A 19,087-nucleotide genomic window follows, 5' to 3' on the forward strand; every position below is an offset into this window, starting at 1 on the left:
GCCCATTAGAATCAACTCTTTTTTGATTAGAAATTATTCTTGTTTTTTATTGTTCCAGCGAATGAAAAGCCCAACTCCTAATAATAATAGAATAAATAGTCCAACACCCACCATTATTCCGCCATACATTGTTTGAAGGGTATTTTCTTCCACTTCTTCTTTGGAGATGCTTTCATCCTTTTCGTTAGAGTGATCTTGTGCCGTAGCCGCAACTAATTTAGGATCCAAGAAACCTACAGCTGTCGTGTGTTTAGTTTCCAAAACAAAGCGTCCATTCTCAATTTCACTATCGGCATGTAACCATTTTTTCTCTTTTTTATCCCAATAACATGGACGTAACGCAAGAAGTCCATCCATATTAAAATGCTCAGTATCATAACTGACTTTCATCAAACCAGGGTAAGCATCATGGCGAGTCCCTTGCTGATAAATAGAAATAGTGTAGATTCCTTGTGAAGATTCCTGATAACGTTCTACACCGATAGGAGCTCCTTCATAAAATCTTAAAATGGCTTCACCAGGCACAAAGTTTGCAGGAGGAATAGTCCAAGAAACGTCTTCTTTTGCAAGAATGAGCGATATATTTCGATTTCGAATCTGGGAAAGCTGATTTTTAGTTAAAAACAAAGCTTGTATATCCCCCATATTAATTTGTAAGGTCCCTTTGTCTTCAACTAAAGCTAAAATATTCCTTTCGAGTGTTCCAAGCTCTTCTCCAGGGATAATATCTGTTTGGTAAAACTCTGCTAAATCATCCGCACTCTCTGTTTCTTCAACATCCGCTTCTCGAGAGGAAGAAGGCTTTTTCACTTCTTCAGGTTCTTCTTGCTCGTCTTCGGCTTCTTTTTCCTCTTCATCAGGAGTCACGATCTCTTCGTCTTCATCTTCTGGAGGGACAAGTTCATTATTTTTTTCTTCTTCATCTGAGACATACTGCAATAAACCATGGCCAAATAAACCTGAATCTCCAATGTCTAGCGCTTGATTTTGCATGATTTTACGAATCTCTTCCCCGCGTGTACCATATTTTTGCATCAAAATAGCTGCTAAGCCAGCTGCATGCGGAGCTGCCTGAGAAGAACCACTCATAAAAATATAAGGATAACTATAAGAGCTATCAGGAATAGAAAGGCCTCCGATATTTACTCCTGGTGCACTAAATTCATTTTCTTTTCCATAAATAATATCTAAAGCAGGATTTAATTCTTCATCGACTGCAGTAACGGCAATAACTTCATTATAGTGAGCAGGATAATTCACTGTTGTTTTGCCGTTTCCAGAAGCCGCAATAATCATAATTCCTTGATCATGAGCTGTTTTAATTATTTCATATAATTCCGCATCATCCTGACTTAAGCCGGAACTTATCACAATAATATCCACATCAAGGTCAATGGAATGTTGAATACCTTTAATGACACTTCTAACATCTGTAGAAACAGCACCTTCTTCATTCACGTCGTCTTCATGATAAATTTTAATTCCAAAAACTTCGGCATCTGGCGCAATTCCTTGATAAGTCGAACCACGTTGAGCACTAATAATTCCCGCAATATGTGTCCCATGTCCGGAATGGTCATTTGACCAAGGATCATCCGCAAATACAGAATAACCGCCACTCATTGAGCTATCTGGATGCTGAAGAAAGAAGCCCGTGTCGAGAACCGCAATTGAAACCCCTGCCCCTGTATAGCCATCTGCCCAAGCTTGACCAATATTCATCATGTTATGATTCCATTGGGGATGGAGGTTAGAGGTATTTGGAGAAAATTTTTCCTCCATATCCTCTATGTCTTGAGGAGCATCTGTAGCTTCTTCCGCTTGAACAAGAAGCGGACCTAGTTTTTCCTTAGAAGTACTGAAGGATTCTGCGTATTCTGTGGAAAAAGGCAAGAAATTTAAAAGATATAACTCCTCACTTGAAAAAAGGGGTACAGCAAACATCAAAACTAATCCAACAATTAATAAATTATGTAAAAATGGTTGTTTTCTGTTCATTCTGCCCCTCCTCCCTCTGGAATACGACTAAATAAAGTATAACATACGTGTAACAGAAATTGTAATAATTTTGTAATATAAAAGTTGCTAGTTACTTCTTATTTAGAATTATTATATTTGATTTGTTAAGGAATAGGAAAGAAAAGGTTTGGTAATTTAAGGAGAAGGTCTATTTATATTTAAATTTTGAAAAAATAAAAAGTGTAGACAGAAAAAACTCCGTCTACACTCTATTCATTTAAATTTTAGATTTTATTTATGGTTGTGAAAAGTTTGATGAAGCAAAGCTCTCAGGGACATCAAAGCCACCGATTCCGCTTGCGTTGTAACTTTCACCATTCATAATAGAATTTTTAACAATCACATAGTCTACTTTACGGATAGCATCAAGATCATCGCCACCAGCATAAGAGATTGAAGATTGTAAATCTTGTTGCATTTCTGTGAGGGTATCTTGAATGCTACCTTTAAAAGGAACAAGCATTGATTTACCTTCCACATTACGGTGTTCACCTTTTTGTTGTGCGGATGCACTACCGAAGTATTTTTTGAATTTTTGATTATTAATTTCAACCGTTTCGCCAGGAGATTCTTCATGTCCAGCAAATAAGGATCCGATCATAACCATAGAAGCTCCAAAACGAATGGATTTTGCAATATCCCCATGCGTACGAACGCCTCCATCGGCAATTAATGGTTTACGTGCTACTTTAGAACAACGTGAAAGAGCAGCTAATTGCCATCCACCCGTACCAAAGCCTGTTTTTAATTTTGTTGTACAAACTTTACCAGGACCCACACCAACTTTTGTTGCGTCAGCCCCAACATTTTCTAAGTCTCGAACAGCTTCAGGAGTAGCTACGTTACCAGCAATTAAGAAAACGTCTGGCATATTTTTCTTTACATATTTAATCATTTTAATCACACGATCTGAATGCCCGTGTGCAACATCAATTGTAATGTAATCAGGAACAAGATCTTCAGCGACCAATTCATCTACAAAGTCATATTCAGCATCTTTAATTCCTAAACTAATTGAAGCAAATAAACCTTTTTCGCGCATTGTTTTGATAAAATCTTTTCTCGTTTCTTCTTCAAAACGATGCATAATGTAAAAATAATCATTTTCTGCGAGCCAGATGGATAAATCTTCATCAACAATAGTCTGCATATTTGCAGGAACCACTGGTAATTTAAAACGACGATTTCCAAATTCTACTGACGTATCAACTTGCGAACGACTATCTACAATTCCTTTAGCTGGAATTAACTGAACATCCTCATAATCGAAAACTTTCATTGAAAGTAAACGCTCCTCAAAATATTTTAGGGGGTAACTATGGCACAAAAAAAATCCCGAAACGTCGTGTCTTAATCACGCGCATTCCGAGAGGCTAAAGTTAATTCCCTTTGATACTATACAGAAAGGTTCTCTAAAAGTCAAAGAAAAAAGCACACAAAAGGAACTTTGTTGATTTACTGTGACTACAGTTAGAATGTCTTTATTTGAAATGAGTCTTGGTTAAAGATAATTGGAATGTCTTAACGCGAGGGCGTTCTTAGTTAAAGATAATCAGAATGTCTTAACGTGAGAGCCGTCTTGGTTAAAGATAATCAGAATGTCTTGACGTAAGAGCCGTCTTGATTAAAGATAATTGGAATGTCTTGACGCGAGAGCCGTCTTGGTTAAAGATAATCAGAATGTCTTGACGTAAGAGCCGTCTTAGTTAAAGATAATTGGAATGTCTTGACGTAAGAGCCGTCTTGATTAAAGAAAAACGAAAAGTCTTTCCGCAAGAGCGTTCTTAGTTAAAGAAAATCGGAATAACTTAACGTAAGAAACGCATTGCGGCACGAAAACTACAAAGTGGTGTCGTGAATGCTCTTTAGATTAAATACAACAGCTAATAATTCTACCTTCCCAGAATTTTGTATATAATGAGAATTATAGGGAACAGTTTTTTTGGAATAGAATCAATAGTCCCTATTTTATAGAAGGACTGATGTATAATAGAAATAAGATATTTTGAATGGAGGATTTACATAGAATGTATCAATATCAGAAACAAAACACAGAGAAAAATATAAGAAAAAATTTAGTGATTGCTGCACTTATAGGAGCGGTTCCTTTTTTATTAATAGCAGGGTTTGGCCTATTTGATTGGACAAGAATAACGACTCAAGATTATAGAGTGGGAGCTTTATTTTATAATTTACGAACCCCCTTACGAACCTCCATTGCAACAATCATTACACGAATAGGGGATGTAGAAGGGCAAATTGTGATTACGGCAGTGATGATGCTGGTCTTATTTATTGCCAAAAAATGGCGGACAGTTCTATGGTATGGATTGACCGTACTAATAGGAGCCGCTTTATTAAATAGTGGAATCAAAAATATTTACCAAAGGGTGCGTCCAGAAGAAATTGATCATTTAATTGAACAAAGTGGCTATTCTTTTCCTAGTGGCCATTCCATGGGTTCTATTATTGTTTTTGGTGGGATAATTTTTTTAGCGTTTCGATATTTTAAATCAGAAGCGATAAAGTGGAGTCTGGGTATCTTTTTTGGGCTTTTAATTTTAATAATCGGTCTTAGTCGTATTTACTTGGGGGTTCATTACCCAAGTGACGTTATTGCTGGTTTTTCTTTAGGTTTTGCGTGGTTGATGTTGTCGATTGCTTTTCTAGGAATGAAATTAACTGGGGAAGACTTCCAATCAAAAAAACGATATTCCTTTAAAGATTTTAGCCAATAGACCATAAAGATTATTTAAAGTAAGGAGGGGTATTCATTGATCAAAAAAGAATAGTGATTTCACCAGATTCTTTTAAAGAAAGTTTGACAGCATTAGAAGTAGCTAATGCTACAGAAGCGGGATTCAAGAAAGTCTTTCCTGATTGGGAATATGTAAAAGTTCCCATGGCAGATGGCGGGGAAGGAACAGTTCAATCGCTGGTGGATGCAACAGCGGGATCAATTAAACATGCTGACGCATTGGATCCCCTGAGACGAAACATAAAAGCAGCTTACGGAATTTCCGGAGATGGCAAACAAGCCATTCTTGAAATGGCAGCCGCTTCCGGCTTGGAGTTGTTGGAAGATTATGAACGAGATGCAATGAATACCACCTCTTGGGGACTAGGTGATTTAATCCGTGCTGCTTTAGATGAAGGTGTAGAGCATCTCTTGATTGGCATCGGAGGTAGCGCAACAAATGATGGAGGAGCGGGGATGATTCAAAGCCTCGGCGGAAAATTTTTAGACAAAGATGAAAAACAAATTCCTTCCGGTGGTGCAGGTTTAAGTAAACTAACAACAATTGATCTTTCACAACTAGATCCCAGGTTACAAGATGTTAGGATTGAAGTCGCATGTGATGTGGATAATCCATTAACAGGTCCCCGTGGGGCTTCCTCTATCTATGGACCGCAAAAAGGTGCGGATGAACAAGAAATTAAAAAACTAGATCAGAATTTAAAGCATTTTTCAGAAGTGATCCAGCAAGATTTAGGGCTAAACATTGAAAATGAATCGGGCGCAGGAGCAGCTGGAGGAGTGGGTGCCGCCATGCTGGCTTTTCTAGGTGCTGAATTACGTAAAGGTGGCGACTTGATTGTTGAAATGTTAGCTTTAGAAGATACTATTAAAACAGCGGACTTCGTGATTACCGGTGAAGGCGGAATGAATCATCAAACGATATTTGGTAAGGCACCCATTATTGTCGCTAAAATAGCGAAGAAATATAATATCCCTGTGATTGCACTTGTCGGTTCCATTTCCGAAGGGTATGAAGAAGTTTATAAACATGGAATAGATGCTGTTTTTAGTATTCTGCCAGAAGTGACGAATTTGGAAGAAGCATTAAACAATGCGTATCGAAATATTGAACGAACTGCGTATAATGTAGCAGAAGTTTTGGAAATTGATTTATAAATAAAAAGCGAAGGCTCTACTTCTAAGAGTAGAATCTTCGCTTTTATTATAGATTGTTACTTATATAGAGGAATTCGTGTAGTTAGCGCTCTGACTTCATCTTTTACTTCGTTTAAAGCCTTCTCGTTTTCTTGGTTTTCAGCTACTTTAATAATTAAACGAGCCACTTCTTTGGCTTCTTCAACTTTAAAACCTCGAGTCGTAATAGCAGGCGTTCCAATGCGGATACCGCTTGTTTTAGTAGGTGGTAATTCATCAAATGGAATTGCATTTTTATTAACGGTGATACCTACTTCATCTAATAATTTCTCTAATTGATCTCCATTTAATCCGTATTTCGAAACATCTAAAAGCATTAAATGATTATCTGTACCTCCACTAATGACACGAAAATCAGATTCATTAAAAACTTCCACCATCGCCTTCGCGTTTTCGACGACTTGTCCAATGTAATCTTTAAAGGAAGGTTGTAACGCTTCGTAAAATGCGACGGCTTTTGCTGCAATGACATGTTCGAGTGGTCCACCTTGTATACCGGGGAAAACGCCACTATTTAGTTTCTTCGCATATTTTTCTTTCGCTAAAATAATTCCACCACGTGGTCCACGAAGTGTCTTATGAGTAGTAGAGGTCACAACATCTGCGTAAGGAACAGGATTTTGATGATGTCCTGTTGCGCAAAGTCCGGCAATATGTGCCATATCTACCATGAAATACGCATCAATCTCATCTGCAATCTCTCTAAATTTCTTGAAGTCAATAAAACGAGAATAAGCACTCGCACCAGCAACGATCATTTGAGGTTTTTCTTCTAAAGCAATACGACGAACTTCCTCATAATCAATCACTTCGATGCCTTCCGTTACACCATAAGCCACAAAGTTATATAATTTCCCACTAAAATTTACTCGAGAACCATGCGTTAAGTGTCCACCATGATTCAAATTCATTCCTAGAATTTTATCGCCAGGATTAAGTAAAGCTTGATAAACCGCCATGTTCGCTTGACTACCTGAATGCGGCTGAACATTCGCATATTCCGCATCGAATAATTCTTTTGCGCGTGAAATGGCTAAGTTTTCTACAATGTCAATAAATTCGCAACCCCCGTAATAACGACGACCAGGGTAACCTTCCGCATATTTGTTTGTTAAAATACTTCCTTGAGCATCTAGGACGCCTTTTGAAACAAAATTCTCAGAAGCAATCAGTTCAATTCCATGTTCTTGGCGTTCTGTTTCTTTTTTAATCGCATCAAATATTTCTTGATCGTACATTTGCCATCACCTTTTCTTGTATATTTCATATCATTTTGACAAAAAATAGAATTCGTACATTAATTATAGATAATACTTAGGAACATTCCAATCAAATTTGACCTTAAAATCTAAAATAGTCGATAAAGAGGACGGTTTCTGTATAATTAAACTGAAAAATATTAAAGGAGGAATGATTTTGATGGAAGATTTCAAAGAATATTTAGAGTCAATCGATGAAATTTCACATAGAGATCGAATGGAAGAAATTTTAGCGTGGGTGTCAGAAGTCTATCCAGAATTAAGTAAACGTATTGCATGGAATCAACCAATGTTTACACATCACGGCACGTATATCATAGGTTTCAGTCATTCAAAAAACCATATTGCCATGTCCCCGGAAGTAAAACCCATACAAAAATTTAAAGCGCTCATTGAAGAAGTAAATCTAAGCCACACAGAAAATATCATTCGAATTAAATGGGAAGATCCCATACCCTATGACTTAATACGAACACTGATTGACTACAATATAGAAGATAAAGAAGGGTATACGAAGTTTTGGCGTTAAAAAGAAGACAAAACCCCTCGTAAAACACGAGCTAGCTTAGCGTTAGGAGTATTCTGTATATTTTTTTAGAATATCTTTTCTATTTACAGAATGGGAATTTATTAGCTAGCTCTTTTTCACTTGTGTGCTTTCTGTAACTATTGAGTGAGGGCAATCAAATCACTAATGTAAATATAAGAGGTAAGAATCACTAAAATACCAAAACTTACTGCAGCAATAATATCAATTTATAATAAAAAGGAGCTTAGCCGTGATGCTAAACTCCTTTTTATTATGGATAATGCTTTTTAAATTAATTTACTTCTACAATACCATGCCATGAAGTCGCTGTACGCTCGATGACTTCGTTTAAGTCAGTAATTTTCTTCTTACCTTCTGTACGCAACCATTCTCTGGCCGCTTCTTCACCTTCTGTTGCAAAAGGCTCAACAACGCCACTCCAGGTGGCTCGTCCACAAAGTACGCCATTGAATTTCGATCCCGCTTCATTCGCAAATTCTAACGTCTGATTAAAGAGTTCCATAGTGACTCCTGCACTTAAGAAAATAAACGGTAAGTGTGTATTATCACTTTGTTCTTTAAAAGCTTTCGCAGCTTCTTCTTTGGAGTAAACAACTTCCCCTTTAGAATATCCTTCAACAAAGTTCATATTTACAGGTGTTTCCATTTTTAAAACGTCGACATTATATTGTGGTTTAGAAAATTCTTTAATCGCTTCATTTACTTTATGCGTTTTTACTTTTGCATACTCTGGCGATTTAGCATCTTCGATCTCCACATCATAGGTTAAAATTTCTAAGTAGTAAGGAACATCTTCACCGACACATTCGCTACCGACTCGTTCAACAAACGCTTTTTTCTGATCATTAATTTCGTCACTTTCATCTACATCATAGTAAAGTAACAATTTAATCCCATCGGCCCCTTCATCCATTAGACGCTTCACAGATAAACCATCAATTAAATCGGGTAAACGTCCGGGCACAGTATTGTCATACCCTGTCTTTTCATAAGCGAGTAATAATCCGGCATCTTCATCTCGTGCTTTTGCGCCTGGTAAACCATAAATGGGATCTAATAATATAGATGAAGCATAGGGGGTTAATTCTTCAGAAACAATTTCTTTTAAACGTTCAATCTCTTCATGTGTTGCTTCAACATTTAGGGCACTAAACATCCGATTCATTGCACCTCGTTGGTCAATCGCCAATGCTTTAATAAATCCATCTTCTGCAGACAGACGATTCATTGCGTTTTTTTTATTTTTAGATAGTGTTAACATTTCTTTACTCCTCATCCGTATAATATCCTGCATCCCATTTTTCTAAGTATTCATCGAATAATTCATCATTTTGCTCTTTTGAATTATATTCTCCCTCTATTGAATCAATTTTTTTAATCAAAGATTTGTTTTCTTCAGTTGGTTGATATTCTTCATGAATGAATACATCTACTGTTTCACGAATTAAGTGTTCACCAGTAATTTTTCCACCAAAACCAATAACATTCGCATCCAGCTCACGACGAGCATACCTAGCAGTTGCCATATCACGAACAAGGGCTGCGCGAACTCCAGGAACTTTATTTGCGGCATTTGCGATCCCAACACCTGTTCCACAAATAACAACACCAAAGTCAGCTTTACCTGAAGCGACAAGTTCGCCCACTTTTTTACCGAAAATAGGGTAGTGAGTACGAACAAATCCATAAGTTCCAACATCAATAACATCGTGACCTAATTCTCTAAAATGATCAGCTACAGCAATTTTTGTATCTGTAACAATATGATCACAACCAATAGCAATTTTCATATTTTTATCCTCCCTAACACATAGCGTTCAGCATATCGACACGGATTTGATGACGTCCACCATCATAATCAGCCGTCACAAATGCTTTTGCAACACTTTTAGCAAGTTCAGTTCCAACAATTTGACTGCCTAACGTAATAATACGTGCATTATTATGTCTTCTAGTCATATGACCTGACCATTCTTCAGATACTTCAGCAACCACAATTTCTTTATGTTTGTTTGCAGCCATAAAGCTACCAGCACCATACGCATCTACCGCAATTCCTAAACCGTCTTTATCTTCCATAAGTTTTTGAACAAGTAAGTTTGCTGAATCTACGAAATCGTCAGCAGGTGTTTCAGTTAGATCTTCTACGTCATAATTTTCATCAGTTAAATAGGTTACAAGAGTCTTTTTCAACTCTTGGCCATCTTTATCAGCGGTTAAATAAACCTTCATTCTCCATCCTCCTGTAAAATAAGTTTAATTTTAATTAATAATTTGAACCCAATTTGAATATTTCTCTTTCAACTCTGGTGAAAGCTTACTGTCCGTAACTAAATAATCAGCCGTATCTAAATCATAAAATTGATAAAAATCTAAGCTATTAAACTTCAAACTATCTGCCACTAGATACTTTTCACGCGCATTATTTAGAACGATCCGTTGAATAACGCCTTCATCTTCATTAGCATTGAATACTTTATTGTCATTAATCGCATTCACACCAATAAAAGCTTTCTCAAGGTAAATAGTTTCCATAAAATCATTTGCAATAGTTCCTGTAAACGAACCCGTTTTCGATCGGTAAGTCCCACCCGTCAAAATTAGCTCAAAGCGATCATCATATTTGAATTGGTCAAAAACATAAATCGAGTTTGTAATAATTTTTGCATAGTTCAAATCTAAATAATTGTAAACAAGTTCTATAGTTGATCCTGAACCAAGGAAGACAGTCTCGTGATCATGAATATTTGCAGCAATTAATTTAGCAATTTCATTTTTGGCATCAGGGTTAATATCTCTCTTTTCTCTATGACTTAATTCTAAGAATGGAAGAGAGCCATTATCTAATTTACGAGCTCCGCCATGAATCCTTATAAGAAGATTTTGATCTTCTAATTCTTGCAGATCACGTCGGATGGTCATATCTGTTACATCAAGCTCTTTTACTAAATCGCTAACTTTCATAACGTTGCTTTGATCTAGTAAATTTAAAATTTCTTCTTGTCGTTTTGATTTAATAATCGTACACCTCCATCACTTTGTTTTGTGCTTAAATGTTTGAAGCGAACAATATTTATGTAAATATAATAACCTCTTTGAAAGATTATGTCAAATGGATTATAAAAGTTTGTTATTTTGATGTAAACGCTTGACATTTTAATTATATCGTTTTATTATGTTTACAACAAACAAAAGAAAACAAAAGAAAACAAAAACTTTTGAAAGGTGTGTAAAAATGAATAAAGAAGAAGTTGCTATGGTAGGTTTTGAGATTGTTGCTTATTCGGGCGAGGCACGATCAAAGTTTTTAAACGCTATTAATAATTTAAAAGATGGGGGTTCGATGGAAGAATCAGAAAAACTAATTAAAGAAGGGGAGGCTAGTTTAACTAAAGCTCATAAGAGTCAAACCGAATTATTAGCAAAAGAAGCAAGTGGAGAGAATATTGAACTTGGCTTTATATTTGTACATGGACAAGACCATTTAATGACAACAGTAATGCTAAAAGATATTTTACAACATTTATTAAATATATATAGAAATGAGGAATGAGAATGAATACATTAGTTCAATCTCTTGAAACAGTTCAACCATTTTTTGAAAAATTATCAAGGAATAAATACTTGCGGGCTGTGAAAGATGGTTTTTTAGTTACAATGCCAGTGGTATTATTTTCTAGTTTATTTATTCTAGTATCAAATGTTCCAAACATATTTGGTTTTTACTGGTCAGACACAATAGCTAATTTACTAAATAAACCTTATGACTATTCAATGGGGGTATTAGGCCTGTTGGTTTCAGGTACAACAGCAAAAGCTCTAACAAGCTCTTTTAACCGAGATTTACCAGCTACGAATAAAATTAATGATACTTCAACTTGGCTTGCTTCATCCGTAGGTTTTTTATTATTGTCAGTTGATTCAATTGAGGGTGGATTTGCGACCGATTTTTTAGGGACTGAAGGATTGATTGCTGCATTTATTTCTGCCTTTGTGACAGTTAACGTATATAACTTCTTTGTAAGTAGAGATATTAAGATTTCAATGCCTGACGAAGTTCCTCCTAATATTGCTCAAGCATTTGCGGATCTATTCCCATTTGCGGTTACCATTTTAATTGCTTTTGGAATAGATACGGGTATTAGAGAGTTGATGGGTGTAAATTTCGCACAAGCGGTAATTGAATTATTTCAACCATTATTTTCAGCAACTGATAGTTACTTAGGATTGTCGACTATTGCTGGTTCGATTTCATTTTTTTGGTTTATTGGTATTCATGGTCCTTCAATAGTGAGCCCTCCTATTTCACCTATTAGTTATCAAAATTTAGATGCTAACTTAAAGCTTTTTCAGAGCGGGCAACAGGCAACTTATTCTCTAACGCCTTCTTTTGAAAGTTTTATTACTCAAACTGGTGGTACAGGTGCTACATTCGTTGTACCATTAATGTTTATGTTTTTGGCTAAATCAAAAAGAAATAAAGCTGTAGGACGAGCTTCATTTATTCCAACAATGTTTACTGTTAACGAACCAATTTTATTTGGAGCTCCTTTAATTTTGAATCCAGTATTCTTTATACCGTTTATTTTAGCACCTATGGTAAACACTTGGTTATTTAAGTTCTTTGTTGATGTATTGAATATGAATGCATTTATATATCTATTACCCTGGACTACTCCTGCACCTTTAGGATTGATAATGGGGACAGGTTTCGATAAATTGTCGTTTATACTAGCTCCGTTAATTTTAATAATTGATGCATTAATTTATTATCCGTTTTTTAAGATATATGATCAACAAATAGTTGAAGAAGAAATGAGAAATATTGAAGATGTTGAAGAAGAAAACGACAAGGTTGACATAGAAGATTTGGCTTTAGAAACATCTAGTAATGAAGAAACAAATGTATTAGTTCTTTGTGCAGGTGGGGGAACAAGTGGATTATTAAGTAATTCATTGAACAAAGCAGCCGAACAATTCGATATTGCATTACATTCAGCGGCTGGTACCTATGGAGAACATCAAGACATGCTATCAAACTTTAATGTAGTTGTATTAGCTCCTCAAGTTTCTTCCAACTATGAAGACATGAAGAAAGATGCAGATAATGTAGGAGCAGAAGTGTTAACTACCTCTGGAGAGCAATATATTTCATTAACAAATAATCCAGAAGGGGCAATGAAATTCGTACTAAATGCACTAAATAAAAATAAAGAAAATGAGAATTAAAAGCTAAAATAGTAGTTTCTAAAAGAGCTATTCAAATAACGCTCCCTTCTTATGATGTACATGACCATGTTTCGTATGTTTATGGAGGGAGCTTATACTTAATAATGCAATAATAACTGAAGTTAATGAATATGAGAGTTTTTGGGAGGAAATTATGACTAACTTAAAATTACCTGAGGATTTTATTTTTGGTGGGGCGACTGCGGCCTATCAAGTTGAGGGTGCAACTTCAAAAGATGGAAAAGGAAGAGTCGCTTGGGATACCTTTTTAGAAGATAATTATTGGTATACCGCTGAACCGGCAAGTGATTTTTATCATCAATATCCAGTTGATCTGAAATTGGCAGAAGAATTCGGTGTGAATGGTATACGTATTTCTATTGCCTGGTCTCGTATTTTTCCAGAAGGTTATGGAGAAGTAAATGAAAAAGGTGTTCAGTTTTACCACAAGGTACTTGATGAAGCGAAAAAACGTGGAGTAGAACCATTTGTCACCTTGCATCATTTTGATACGCCAGAAGCTTTGCATAAAGAAGGTGATTTTTTAAATCGTGATACTATCGATCATTTTGTAAATTATGCTAAATTTTGTTTTGAAGAATTTGGCGATAAAGTTAATTACTGGACAACATTTAATGAAATTGGACCTATTGGAGATGGTCAGTACATTTCTGGGAAATTCCCACCAGGTATAAAATACGATTTCGAAAAAGCCTTTCAATCTCATCATAATATGATGTTGGCACACGCAAGGGCTGTAAAGGAATATAAAGAAGGAAATTATAAAGGTGAAATTGGAATTGTTCATGCGCTACAAACAAATTATCCTTATAATCCCGAAAATTCTGATGACGTAAGAGCCTGTAAGTTACAAGACATTTTGCAGAATCAATTTTTACTTGATGCAACCTTTAACGGAAAATATTCTGACGAAACACTAGAAGGTGTAAACAATATTTTTGAAGTAAATGGTGGTAATCTCGATATAAAAGAATGTGATTTAGAGATCTTAAATGAAGCTAAAGACTTAAATGATTTCCTAGGGATTAATTACTATATGAGTGATTGGATAAGAGCATATGAAGGAAAAAGTGAGATTTTCCACAATGCAACAGGGGACGAAGGCTCATCTGTCTATCGACTAAAAGGTATTGGGGAAAAAGTATTTGATGTAGATGTTCCTCGGACAGATTGGGATTGGATTATCTATCCACAAGGTTTATATGACCAAATTATGCGTGTAAAGAATACCTATCCAAACTACAAAAAAATATATATTACAGAAAATGGTTTGGGCTATAAAGATAATTTTGAAAACGGGAAAATCGACGATCAGCCTAGAATTGACTATGTGAAAGAGCACTTTAAAGCTATTCATCATGCAATAGAAGATGGAGCGAATGTAAAGGGGTATTTCATTTGGTCGTTAATGGATGTCTTTTCTTGGTCAAACGGCTATGAGAAACGATATGGGCTCTTTTATGTTGATTTTGATACGCAAGAAAGATTTCCAAAGAAGAGTGCGTATTGGTATAAAGAATTAGCAGAAACAAAAGAGATTAAATAATAACTAAATAGGGATAGTGGTTTTTAATAAAAGCTACTATCCTTAACTTTTAAAAGGAGAGAGTTTGTTCATATGGTAGAAAAAAGTATGTTCAGTAAAGATTTTTTATTTGGAAGTGCATCAGCAGCTTATCATTTTGAAGGTGCTTATGATAAAGATGATAAAGGAGTGGCTGTAGCGGATGTAATTCCACACTCACCAGAGGATGGTCGAACAGAAAAACCGGAAGAGGGAAATTTGAAACATCGAGCCGTTGAATTTTATGATCGGTATAAAGAAGATGTGGCTTTATTCGGGGAACTAGGCTTAAAGTCATTGAGAACTTCAATTGCATGGACTCGGATTTACCCAAATGGTATTGAAGAAGAACCAAACGAAGCTGGATTACAGTTTTATGATGATTTATTTGATGAGTTACTAGCTCATGGGATTGAACCAGTTATTACGGTTACACATACTGGTGAAATGCCCTTGTATTTAGCGGATAATTATAATGGTTTTGCCAACAAAGAAACGATTAAATATTATCTCAAATATGTCCGTACAATTATTGAGCGCTATCAACATAAAGTAAAATATTGGTTTACATTTAATGAAGTAAACATTTCAGGAATGCAACCATTTTTCCAAGCGGGTGTTTCGCAAGATCCAAATACAATCGATGAGACAGTTATTGCACAAATTCATCATAATATGTTTGTGGCTAATGCAGAAGCCATTAAAATAATTAAAGAAATTAATTCTGATTTACAAGTTGCTTGTACTACTACAATAGGCCCTATATATGCTATGAGTCCAAAACCAGAAGATGGGTTACAACAGTATTTTGATACTCGAGAAATGCTATTTCATACAGATGTACATGTATTTGGAGAATATCCAAAATGGAAATTAAAGGAATTTAAAGATAAAGGTATCGAAGTAGATATTACTGAAGAAGAGCTAAAAATATTAAAAGAAAATACTGTTGATTTTGTTGCCTATAGTTATTATCAAAGTGGTGTAGCTGAATCAGAGGCTGAAGAACACATCGGAGATGTGAATGTAATCAGTAAACGAAAAAATCCAGAATTAGAAGTTAATGAATGGAATTGGGTAATTGATTCAGTAGGGTTACGTTTGATGTTAAATATCATTTGGGATCGATATGGTTTGCCACAATTTATTGTTGAAAATGGCGTTTCTAAATTAGAAGAACTAGAAAAAGATGAAAATGGAAATTTAACAGTAAATGATGACTATAGAATTGAAGGTCTACGTGATTATCTATTGCAAGTAAATGAAGCTATTGCAGATGGTGTTGAAGTAATTGGTTACACAAATTGGGCTGTAATGGATTTTGTTAGTGGTTCAACTGGAACGATGAAGAAGCGTTGGGGCTTTATTTTCGTTGATTACTATGATGATTGGACAGGAACAATGGATCGATATAAGAAAAAAAGTTTTGATTGGTACCGTAAAGTAATTGATTCACATGGTGAATATTTATTTAAAGATTAGAGTTGCTTATTCTCATGAAAAGAGGCGGAAGTTAATACTTTAGCCTTTAAATATGTTGACTAATTTGCACAATGTTATTAACTAAAGATTAATGATGAAATTACTGCAGTAGTTTATTTCCTGAAGAAAAATATTTAAAAGGAGAAAAAACATGTATGAAAATGTTCAAATAGGAATTGTAGGTGCCGGGAGTGTCTTTACCCCTGAATTGATAGAACTGATTTTAGAAAAGAAGTTAGATGTTTCGAAGATAGTCTTTATGGACATAGACTCTGAGAGGCTGGAAATTTTAGCTTCGTTGGCTAAAAGACAGATTGAACATTCCGAAATGGATATTTCTGTAGAAACTACGGAGTCCTATAAAGATGCAATTATAAATAGTGACTTTATATTGCTCCAACCGCGTGTTGGTAAAGGGCAGATGAGAATAGAAGATGAAAAATTAGCGCATAAATACCATATTCCATATGTGGAAACTGTTTCAGTTCCGGGATTAGGAGCATTTTTAAGAACTGTGCCAGTATATAATGAAATAGCTAGTTTAATTAAGGAATATGCCCCGAATGCAAGAATTATGAATTTTGCTAATCCTGCAGGTCCTTTAACAACGTATCTTCACCGGATTGGATTAACAAATACTGTGGGGGTATGCAACGTTCCGGTATCATATGTTTCGTCAGTGGCAGAGATTTTTGATGTGCCAGAAGAATCAGTCTCGATGAGTTGGAAAGGCTTAAACCATTTTGCTGCTGCTGATGAAGTTTTAATTGATGGAAAAAATGTATTGCCCGAGCTTGCAGAAAAAGCATCCTTAGGTGAATATTATTTCCCTTTTTCTCTTCAAGTACTTGAAGATACCAAGCTAGGATTAAGTCCTTATTTTCAATGGTATTTACATTCAGATGAGAGAATGGAAGAATTACTAGAAAAAGAAAAGAGTCGAGGGGAAGAAGTAAAAGAGCTAGAAAAAGAGCTGCTTGAAATATACTCTCAGCCTGAAACAATTGAAATGCCAGAATTATTGAAAAAAAGAGGCGGGTTTAAGTACTCTGAAGTAGTTGCTAATCTAATAGAAAGTTTCCAGACCAATAATCATCATGTCCATTATATTAATGTACCTAATAATGGAACACTTTCTTCTTTGCCAGATGAAACGATAGTCGAAGTGCCTGCTATAGTTCAGAATGGAGAAATATTCCCGCTTCAAGCTGGCGATCTTCCGAAATTTATTAAATCGTTTGTTTCTAATATGGCAACCGTTTATGATTATTGGATATCTGCTGTTATGAATAAAGATGGTTCAGATTTAAGAAAAGCATTAATGTTAGATCCGGTGTTCTCTGATGCTAAACATTCAGATGCTTTGCTAAAAGAAATTTTTGCAGTTAATGAAGATTATGTTGAAAATTTTTATTCGTAAAATTCAATAAAAATTGCCGATTTCGTTCGATACTAAGAGTAATATGGGTAGGAAGAAAACCAGATATATGAACTAAGTGAAACTAAATTTCTTAAGGAGTAATAGAAGTCTTGAGATTTTGTTGAGATGGATCGTCTATAGTCATATTAAATAAAAAATAAAGGTCAAGGTATAAAGTTACTTTGACCTTTATCACTTAAATAATAAATAAGGGGCTTAGGAGAGTATTTGTGGATATTTATATTGTTAGGCACGGACAAACTTTATTCAATTATCTAGAAAGAGTACAAGGATGGTCTGATAGTCCGCTAACGGCTTTAGGAATTCAGCAAGGAAAAGAAGTTGGAGAGCATTTATCCTTAGTTAAGTTTGATTCGATATACTCAAGTGATTTAAAAAGAGCAGTAGATACTGCGAAGTATATAGAAGAAAAGCAGAAGTCGGACCTAGAGATCAAAGAAACTGAATTATTAAGAGAAGCTTATTATGGAGGGTTCGAAGGTGGCTCAGAAGAAGGTCCCTGGACACCTGTGTTTGAAAATTATGATTATGCAGTTGAAGCTATTCAAGAAAATTTTAGTGAATCATTAAATAAAATTTTAAAAGAACAATCCAATAAAGATATCAGAGATATTATAGCGGGAAGTGACGATATGAATTTGGCAGAAAATTATGAGCAATATTCAAGCCGCATCAACAGATTTTTAGATACTCTTCTTGGAGAAGATTACAATAAAGTGTTAATAGTCTGCCATGGTGGGACTTCTCAATTGTTGTTAGAAATATTATTAGAAGAAAGTGAAAATATTTCCGAACCCGAAAATTGCAGTACATCCATTGTTGAAGTGAGAAATAATACAATAGAACTTGTAAAGTTTAATGATATTTCGTACTTAAAGTAATGGGCAGAAATATTCAAGTTAACTAAGAAATCGAGTATCTACTATATAACAACTTTTGTTTTTAACATCTTATTAAGAGAAGAAACAGTTCATTTGGTGTTTAAAAAGACATTGTTAAAAGAAAAGAGCTAAAAAAGTTTCAAAAAGTATAAAAAGAGGTTGACTTTCGGAGAGGACTACTATACTATTATAAGTCGAGACAGGAATTACATATTGTTGTCTTTTCACTTGTTAAGCAATTTTTCGCAAGTGAATTTTATTTCTTATCAACATAATTTATTTAAGTGTTGTCATTCTAATGTTTATAAAAAAAGTTTGTAAAAAATTCAAAAAACGTTTGACAAGTTATTCATATGATGATAAGATATATCTCGTGCTCAAGAATACCAGTTATTGGTTGAGCCGACAAATTGATCTTTGAAAACTGAACAAAGTAATACAACCAAAATGTGCAGGGGTCTTCTATCAATTATATTGGTAGTAAAGACAACACAAGTTAATTTTTTTAAAAAAGTAATGAGCTAAATCAAACAGACTGACGCAGGTCAGTCCAGTTTAACCAAAACTGAGAGTTTGATCCTGGCTCAGGACGAACGCTGGCGGCATGCCTAATACATGCAAGTCGAACGCTGAAGCACTCTGCTTGCAGAGTGCGGATGAGTGGCGAACGGGTGAGTAACACGTGG

16 protein-coding genes and 1 rRNA gene are annotated in these 19,087 nt (G+C 35.2%); 10 read left to right on the top strand and 7 right to left on the bottom strand.

Features of this window, described 5'->3' with window-relative positions; all coding sequences use genetic code 11:
* Nucleotides 1–33 precede the first annotated feature (33 nt).
* Both BUB96_RS03425 and BUB96_RS03430 read right to left on the bottom strand, forming a co-directional pair.
* Nucleotides 34–1,998 carry a S8 family serine peptidase gene (locus tag BUB96_RS03425; protein WP_073296473.1) on the bottom strand — a complete coding sequence of 655 codons (1,965 nt, stop codon included), beginning with the start codon at nucleotides 1,996–1,998 and terminating at the stop codon, nucleotides 34–36.
* 256 nt (nucleotides 1,999–2,254) lie between these two features.
* Complete coding sequence (locus tag BUB96_RS03430; RefSeq protein ID WP_073296477.1) at nucleotides 2,255–3,298, bottom strand: GMP reductase; 1,044 nt, start codon at nucleotides 3,296–3,298, stop codon at nucleotides 2,255–2,257.
* Nucleotides 3,299–4,046: 748 nt separating this feature from the next.
* Between BUB96_RS03430 and BUB96_RS03435 the strand changes: the two genes are divergently transcribed.
* Together BUB96_RS03435 and BUB96_RS03440 are read left to right on the top strand one after the other, a co-directional pair.
* On the top strand, nucleotides 4,047–4,757 hold the full coding sequence (locus BUB96_RS03435) for a phosphatase PAP2 family protein (protein WP_073296480.1): 711 nt from the start codon (nucleotides 4,047–4,049) through the stop codon (nucleotides 4,755–4,757).
* 53 nt (nucleotides 4,758–4,810) lie between these two features.
* Entirely contained in the window at nucleotides 4,811–5,935 is a 1,125-nt protein-coding gene (locus BUB96_RS03440; protein ID WP_234945787.1) for a glycerate kinase, read from the top strand.
* 56 nt (nucleotides 5,936–5,991) lie between these two features.
* On the opposite strand, the gene glyA is transcribed toward BUB96_RS03440, so the two are convergent.
* On the bottom strand, nucleotides 5,992–7,212 hold the full coding sequence (gene glyA, locus BUB96_RS03445; protein ID WP_073296486.1) for a serine hydroxymethyltransferase: 1,221 nt from the start codon (nucleotides 7,210–7,212) through the stop codon (nucleotides 5,992–5,994).
* A gap of 181 nt (nucleotides 7,213–7,393) precedes the next feature.
* Between glyA and BUB96_RS03450 the strand changes: the two genes are divergently transcribed.
* Nucleotides 7,394–7,762 carry an iron chaperone gene (locus tag BUB96_RS03450; RefSeq protein ID WP_073296491.1) on the top strand — a complete coding sequence of 123 codons (369 nt, stop codon included), beginning with the start codon at nucleotides 7,394–7,396 and terminating at the stop codon, nucleotides 7,760–7,762.
* 292 nt (nucleotides 7,763–8,054) lie between these two features.
* On the opposite strand, the gene lacD is transcribed toward BUB96_RS03450, so the two are convergent.
* From lacD to BUB96_RS03470, 4 genes are read right to left on the bottom strand one after another with little or no spacing between them, the layout of a single operon-like run.
* The gene (gene lacD, locus BUB96_RS03455; RefSeq protein ID WP_073296494.1) at nucleotides 8,055–9,044 is read right to left on the bottom strand and encodes a tagatose-bisphosphate aldolase; all 990 of its coding nucleotides are present in this window, start codon (nucleotides 9,042–9,044) and stop codon (nucleotides 8,055–8,057) included.
* Nucleotides 9,045–9,048: 4 nt separating this feature from the next.
* Nucleotides 9,049–9,573, bottom strand: a complete 525-nt coding sequence (lacB, locus tag BUB96_RS03460) for a galactose-6-phosphate isomerase subunit LacB (RefSeq protein WP_073296498.1) — start codon at nucleotides 9,571–9,573, stop codon at nucleotides 9,049–9,051.
* Between the two features lie 13 nt (nucleotides 9,574–9,586).
* The gene (gene lacA, locus BUB96_RS03465; RefSeq protein ID WP_073296501.1) at nucleotides 9,587–10,015 is read right to left on the bottom strand and encodes a galactose-6-phosphate isomerase subunit LacA; all 429 of its coding nucleotides are present in this window, start codon (nucleotides 10,013–10,015) and stop codon (nucleotides 9,587–9,589) included.
* Between the two features lie 30 nt (nucleotides 10,016–10,045).
* Nucleotides 10,046–10,804 carry a DeoR/GlpR family DNA-binding transcription regulator gene (locus tag BUB96_RS03470; RefSeq protein ID WP_073296505.1) on the bottom strand — a complete coding sequence of 253 codons (759 nt, stop codon included), beginning with the start codon at nucleotides 10,802–10,804 and terminating at the stop codon, nucleotides 10,046–10,048.
* A 214-nt stretch (nucleotides 10,805–11,018) separates the two neighbouring features.
* Between BUB96_RS03470 and BUB96_RS03475 the strand changes: the two genes are divergently transcribed.
* The 7 genes from BUB96_RS03475 to BUB96_RS03505 form a co-directional block, all read left to right on the top strand.
* On the top strand, nucleotides 11,019–11,336 hold the full coding sequence (locus BUB96_RS03475; protein ID WP_073296507.1) for a PTS sugar transporter subunit IIA: 318 nt from the start codon (nucleotides 11,019–11,021) through the stop codon (nucleotides 11,334–11,336).
* Nucleotides 11,337–11,338: 2 nt separating this feature from the next.
* Complete coding sequence (locus tag BUB96_RS03480) at nucleotides 11,339–13,012, top strand: lactose/cellobiose PTS transporter subunit IIB (RefSeq protein WP_073296511.1); 1,674 nt, start codon at nucleotides 11,339–11,341, stop codon at nucleotides 13,010–13,012.
* 154 nt (nucleotides 13,013–13,166) lie between these two features.
* Nucleotides 13,167–14,579 (top strand): 6-phospho-beta-galactosidase, encoded by a 1,413-nt coding sequence (lacG, locus tag BUB96_RS03485; protein WP_073296514.1) that lies wholly within the window; start codon nucleotides 13,167–13,169, stop codon nucleotides 14,577–14,579.
* 72 nt (nucleotides 14,580–14,651) lie between these two features.
* A complete protein-coding gene (locus tag BUB96_RS03490) occupies nucleotides 14,652–16,079 on the top strand; it encodes a glycoside hydrolase family 1 protein (protein WP_073296517.1) in 1,428 nt (475 codons plus the stop codon).
* Nucleotides 16,080–16,230: 151 nt separating this feature from the next.
* Nucleotides 16,231–17,499, top strand: coding sequence for a family 4 glycosyl hydrolase (locus BUB96_RS03495; RefSeq protein WP_073296521.1), 1,269 nt, complete (start codon nucleotides 16,231–16,233; stop codon nucleotides 17,497–17,499).
* 230 nt (nucleotides 17,500–17,729) lie between these two features.
* The gene (locus BUB96_RS03500; RefSeq protein ID WP_073296524.1) at nucleotides 17,730–18,401 is read left to right on the top strand and encodes a histidine phosphatase family protein; all 672 of its coding nucleotides are present in this window, start codon (nucleotides 17,730–17,732) and stop codon (nucleotides 18,399–18,401) included.
* Between the two features lie 561 nt (nucleotides 18,402–18,962).
* Nucleotides 18,963–19,087: ribosomal RNA gene (locus tag BUB96_RS03505) — 16S ribosomal RNA — on the top strand; the annotation flags it as partial.

Source organism: Atopostipes suicloacalis DSM 15692, assembly GCF_900129085.1.
GTDB lineage: Bacteria > Bacillota > Bacilli > Lactobacillales > Carnobacteriaceae_A > Atopostipes > Atopostipes suicloacalis.

Coding starts and splice junctions, on each gene's coding strand:
- BUB96_RS03475 (WP_073296507.1), top strand. CDS start 11,019: ATGAATAAAGAAGAAGTTGCTATGGTAGGTTTTGAGATTGTTGCTTAT.
- lacD (WP_073296494.1), bottom strand. CDS start 9,044: ATGTTAACACTATCTAAAAATAAAAAAAACGCAATGAATCGTCTGTCT.
- glyA (WP_073296486.1), bottom strand. CDS start 7,212: ATGTACGATCAAGAAATATTTGATGCGATTAAAAAAGAAACAGAACGC.
- lacG (WP_073296514.1), top strand. CDS start 13,167: ATGACTAACTTAAAATTACCTGAGGATTTTATTTTTGGTGGGGCGACT.
- BUB96_RS03480 (WP_073296511.1), top strand. CDS start 11,339: ATGAATACATTAGTTCAATCTCTTGAAACAGTTCAACCATTTTTTGAA.
- BUB96_RS03450 (WP_073296491.1), top strand. CDS start 7,394: ATGGAAGATTTCAAAGAATATTTAGAGTCAATCGATGAAATTTCACAT.
- lacB (WP_073296498.1), bottom strand. CDS start 9,573: ATGAAAATTGCTATTGGTTGTGATCATATTGTTACAGATACAAAAATT.
- BUB96_RS03490 (WP_073296517.1), top strand. CDS start 14,652: ATGGTAGAAAAAAGTATGTTCAGTAAAGATTTTTTATTTGGAAGTGCA.
- BUB96_RS03430 (WP_073296477.1), bottom strand. CDS start 3,298: ATGAAAGTTTTCGATTATGAGGATGTTCAGTTAATTCCAGCTAAAGGA.
- BUB96_RS03495 (WP_073296521.1), top strand. CDS start 16,231: ATGTATGAAAATGTTCAAATAGGAATTGTAGGTGCCGGGAGTGTCTTT.
- lacA (WP_073296501.1), bottom strand. CDS start 10,015: ATGAAGGTTTATTTAACCGCTGATAAAGATGGCCAAGAGTTGAAAAAG.
- BUB96_RS03435 (WP_073296480.1), top strand. CDS start 4,047: ATGTATCAATATCAGAAACAAAACACAGAGAAAAATATAAGAAAAAAT.
- BUB96_RS03425 (WP_073296473.1), bottom strand. CDS start 1,998: ATGAACAGAAAACAACCATTTTTACATAATTTATTAATTGTTGGATTA.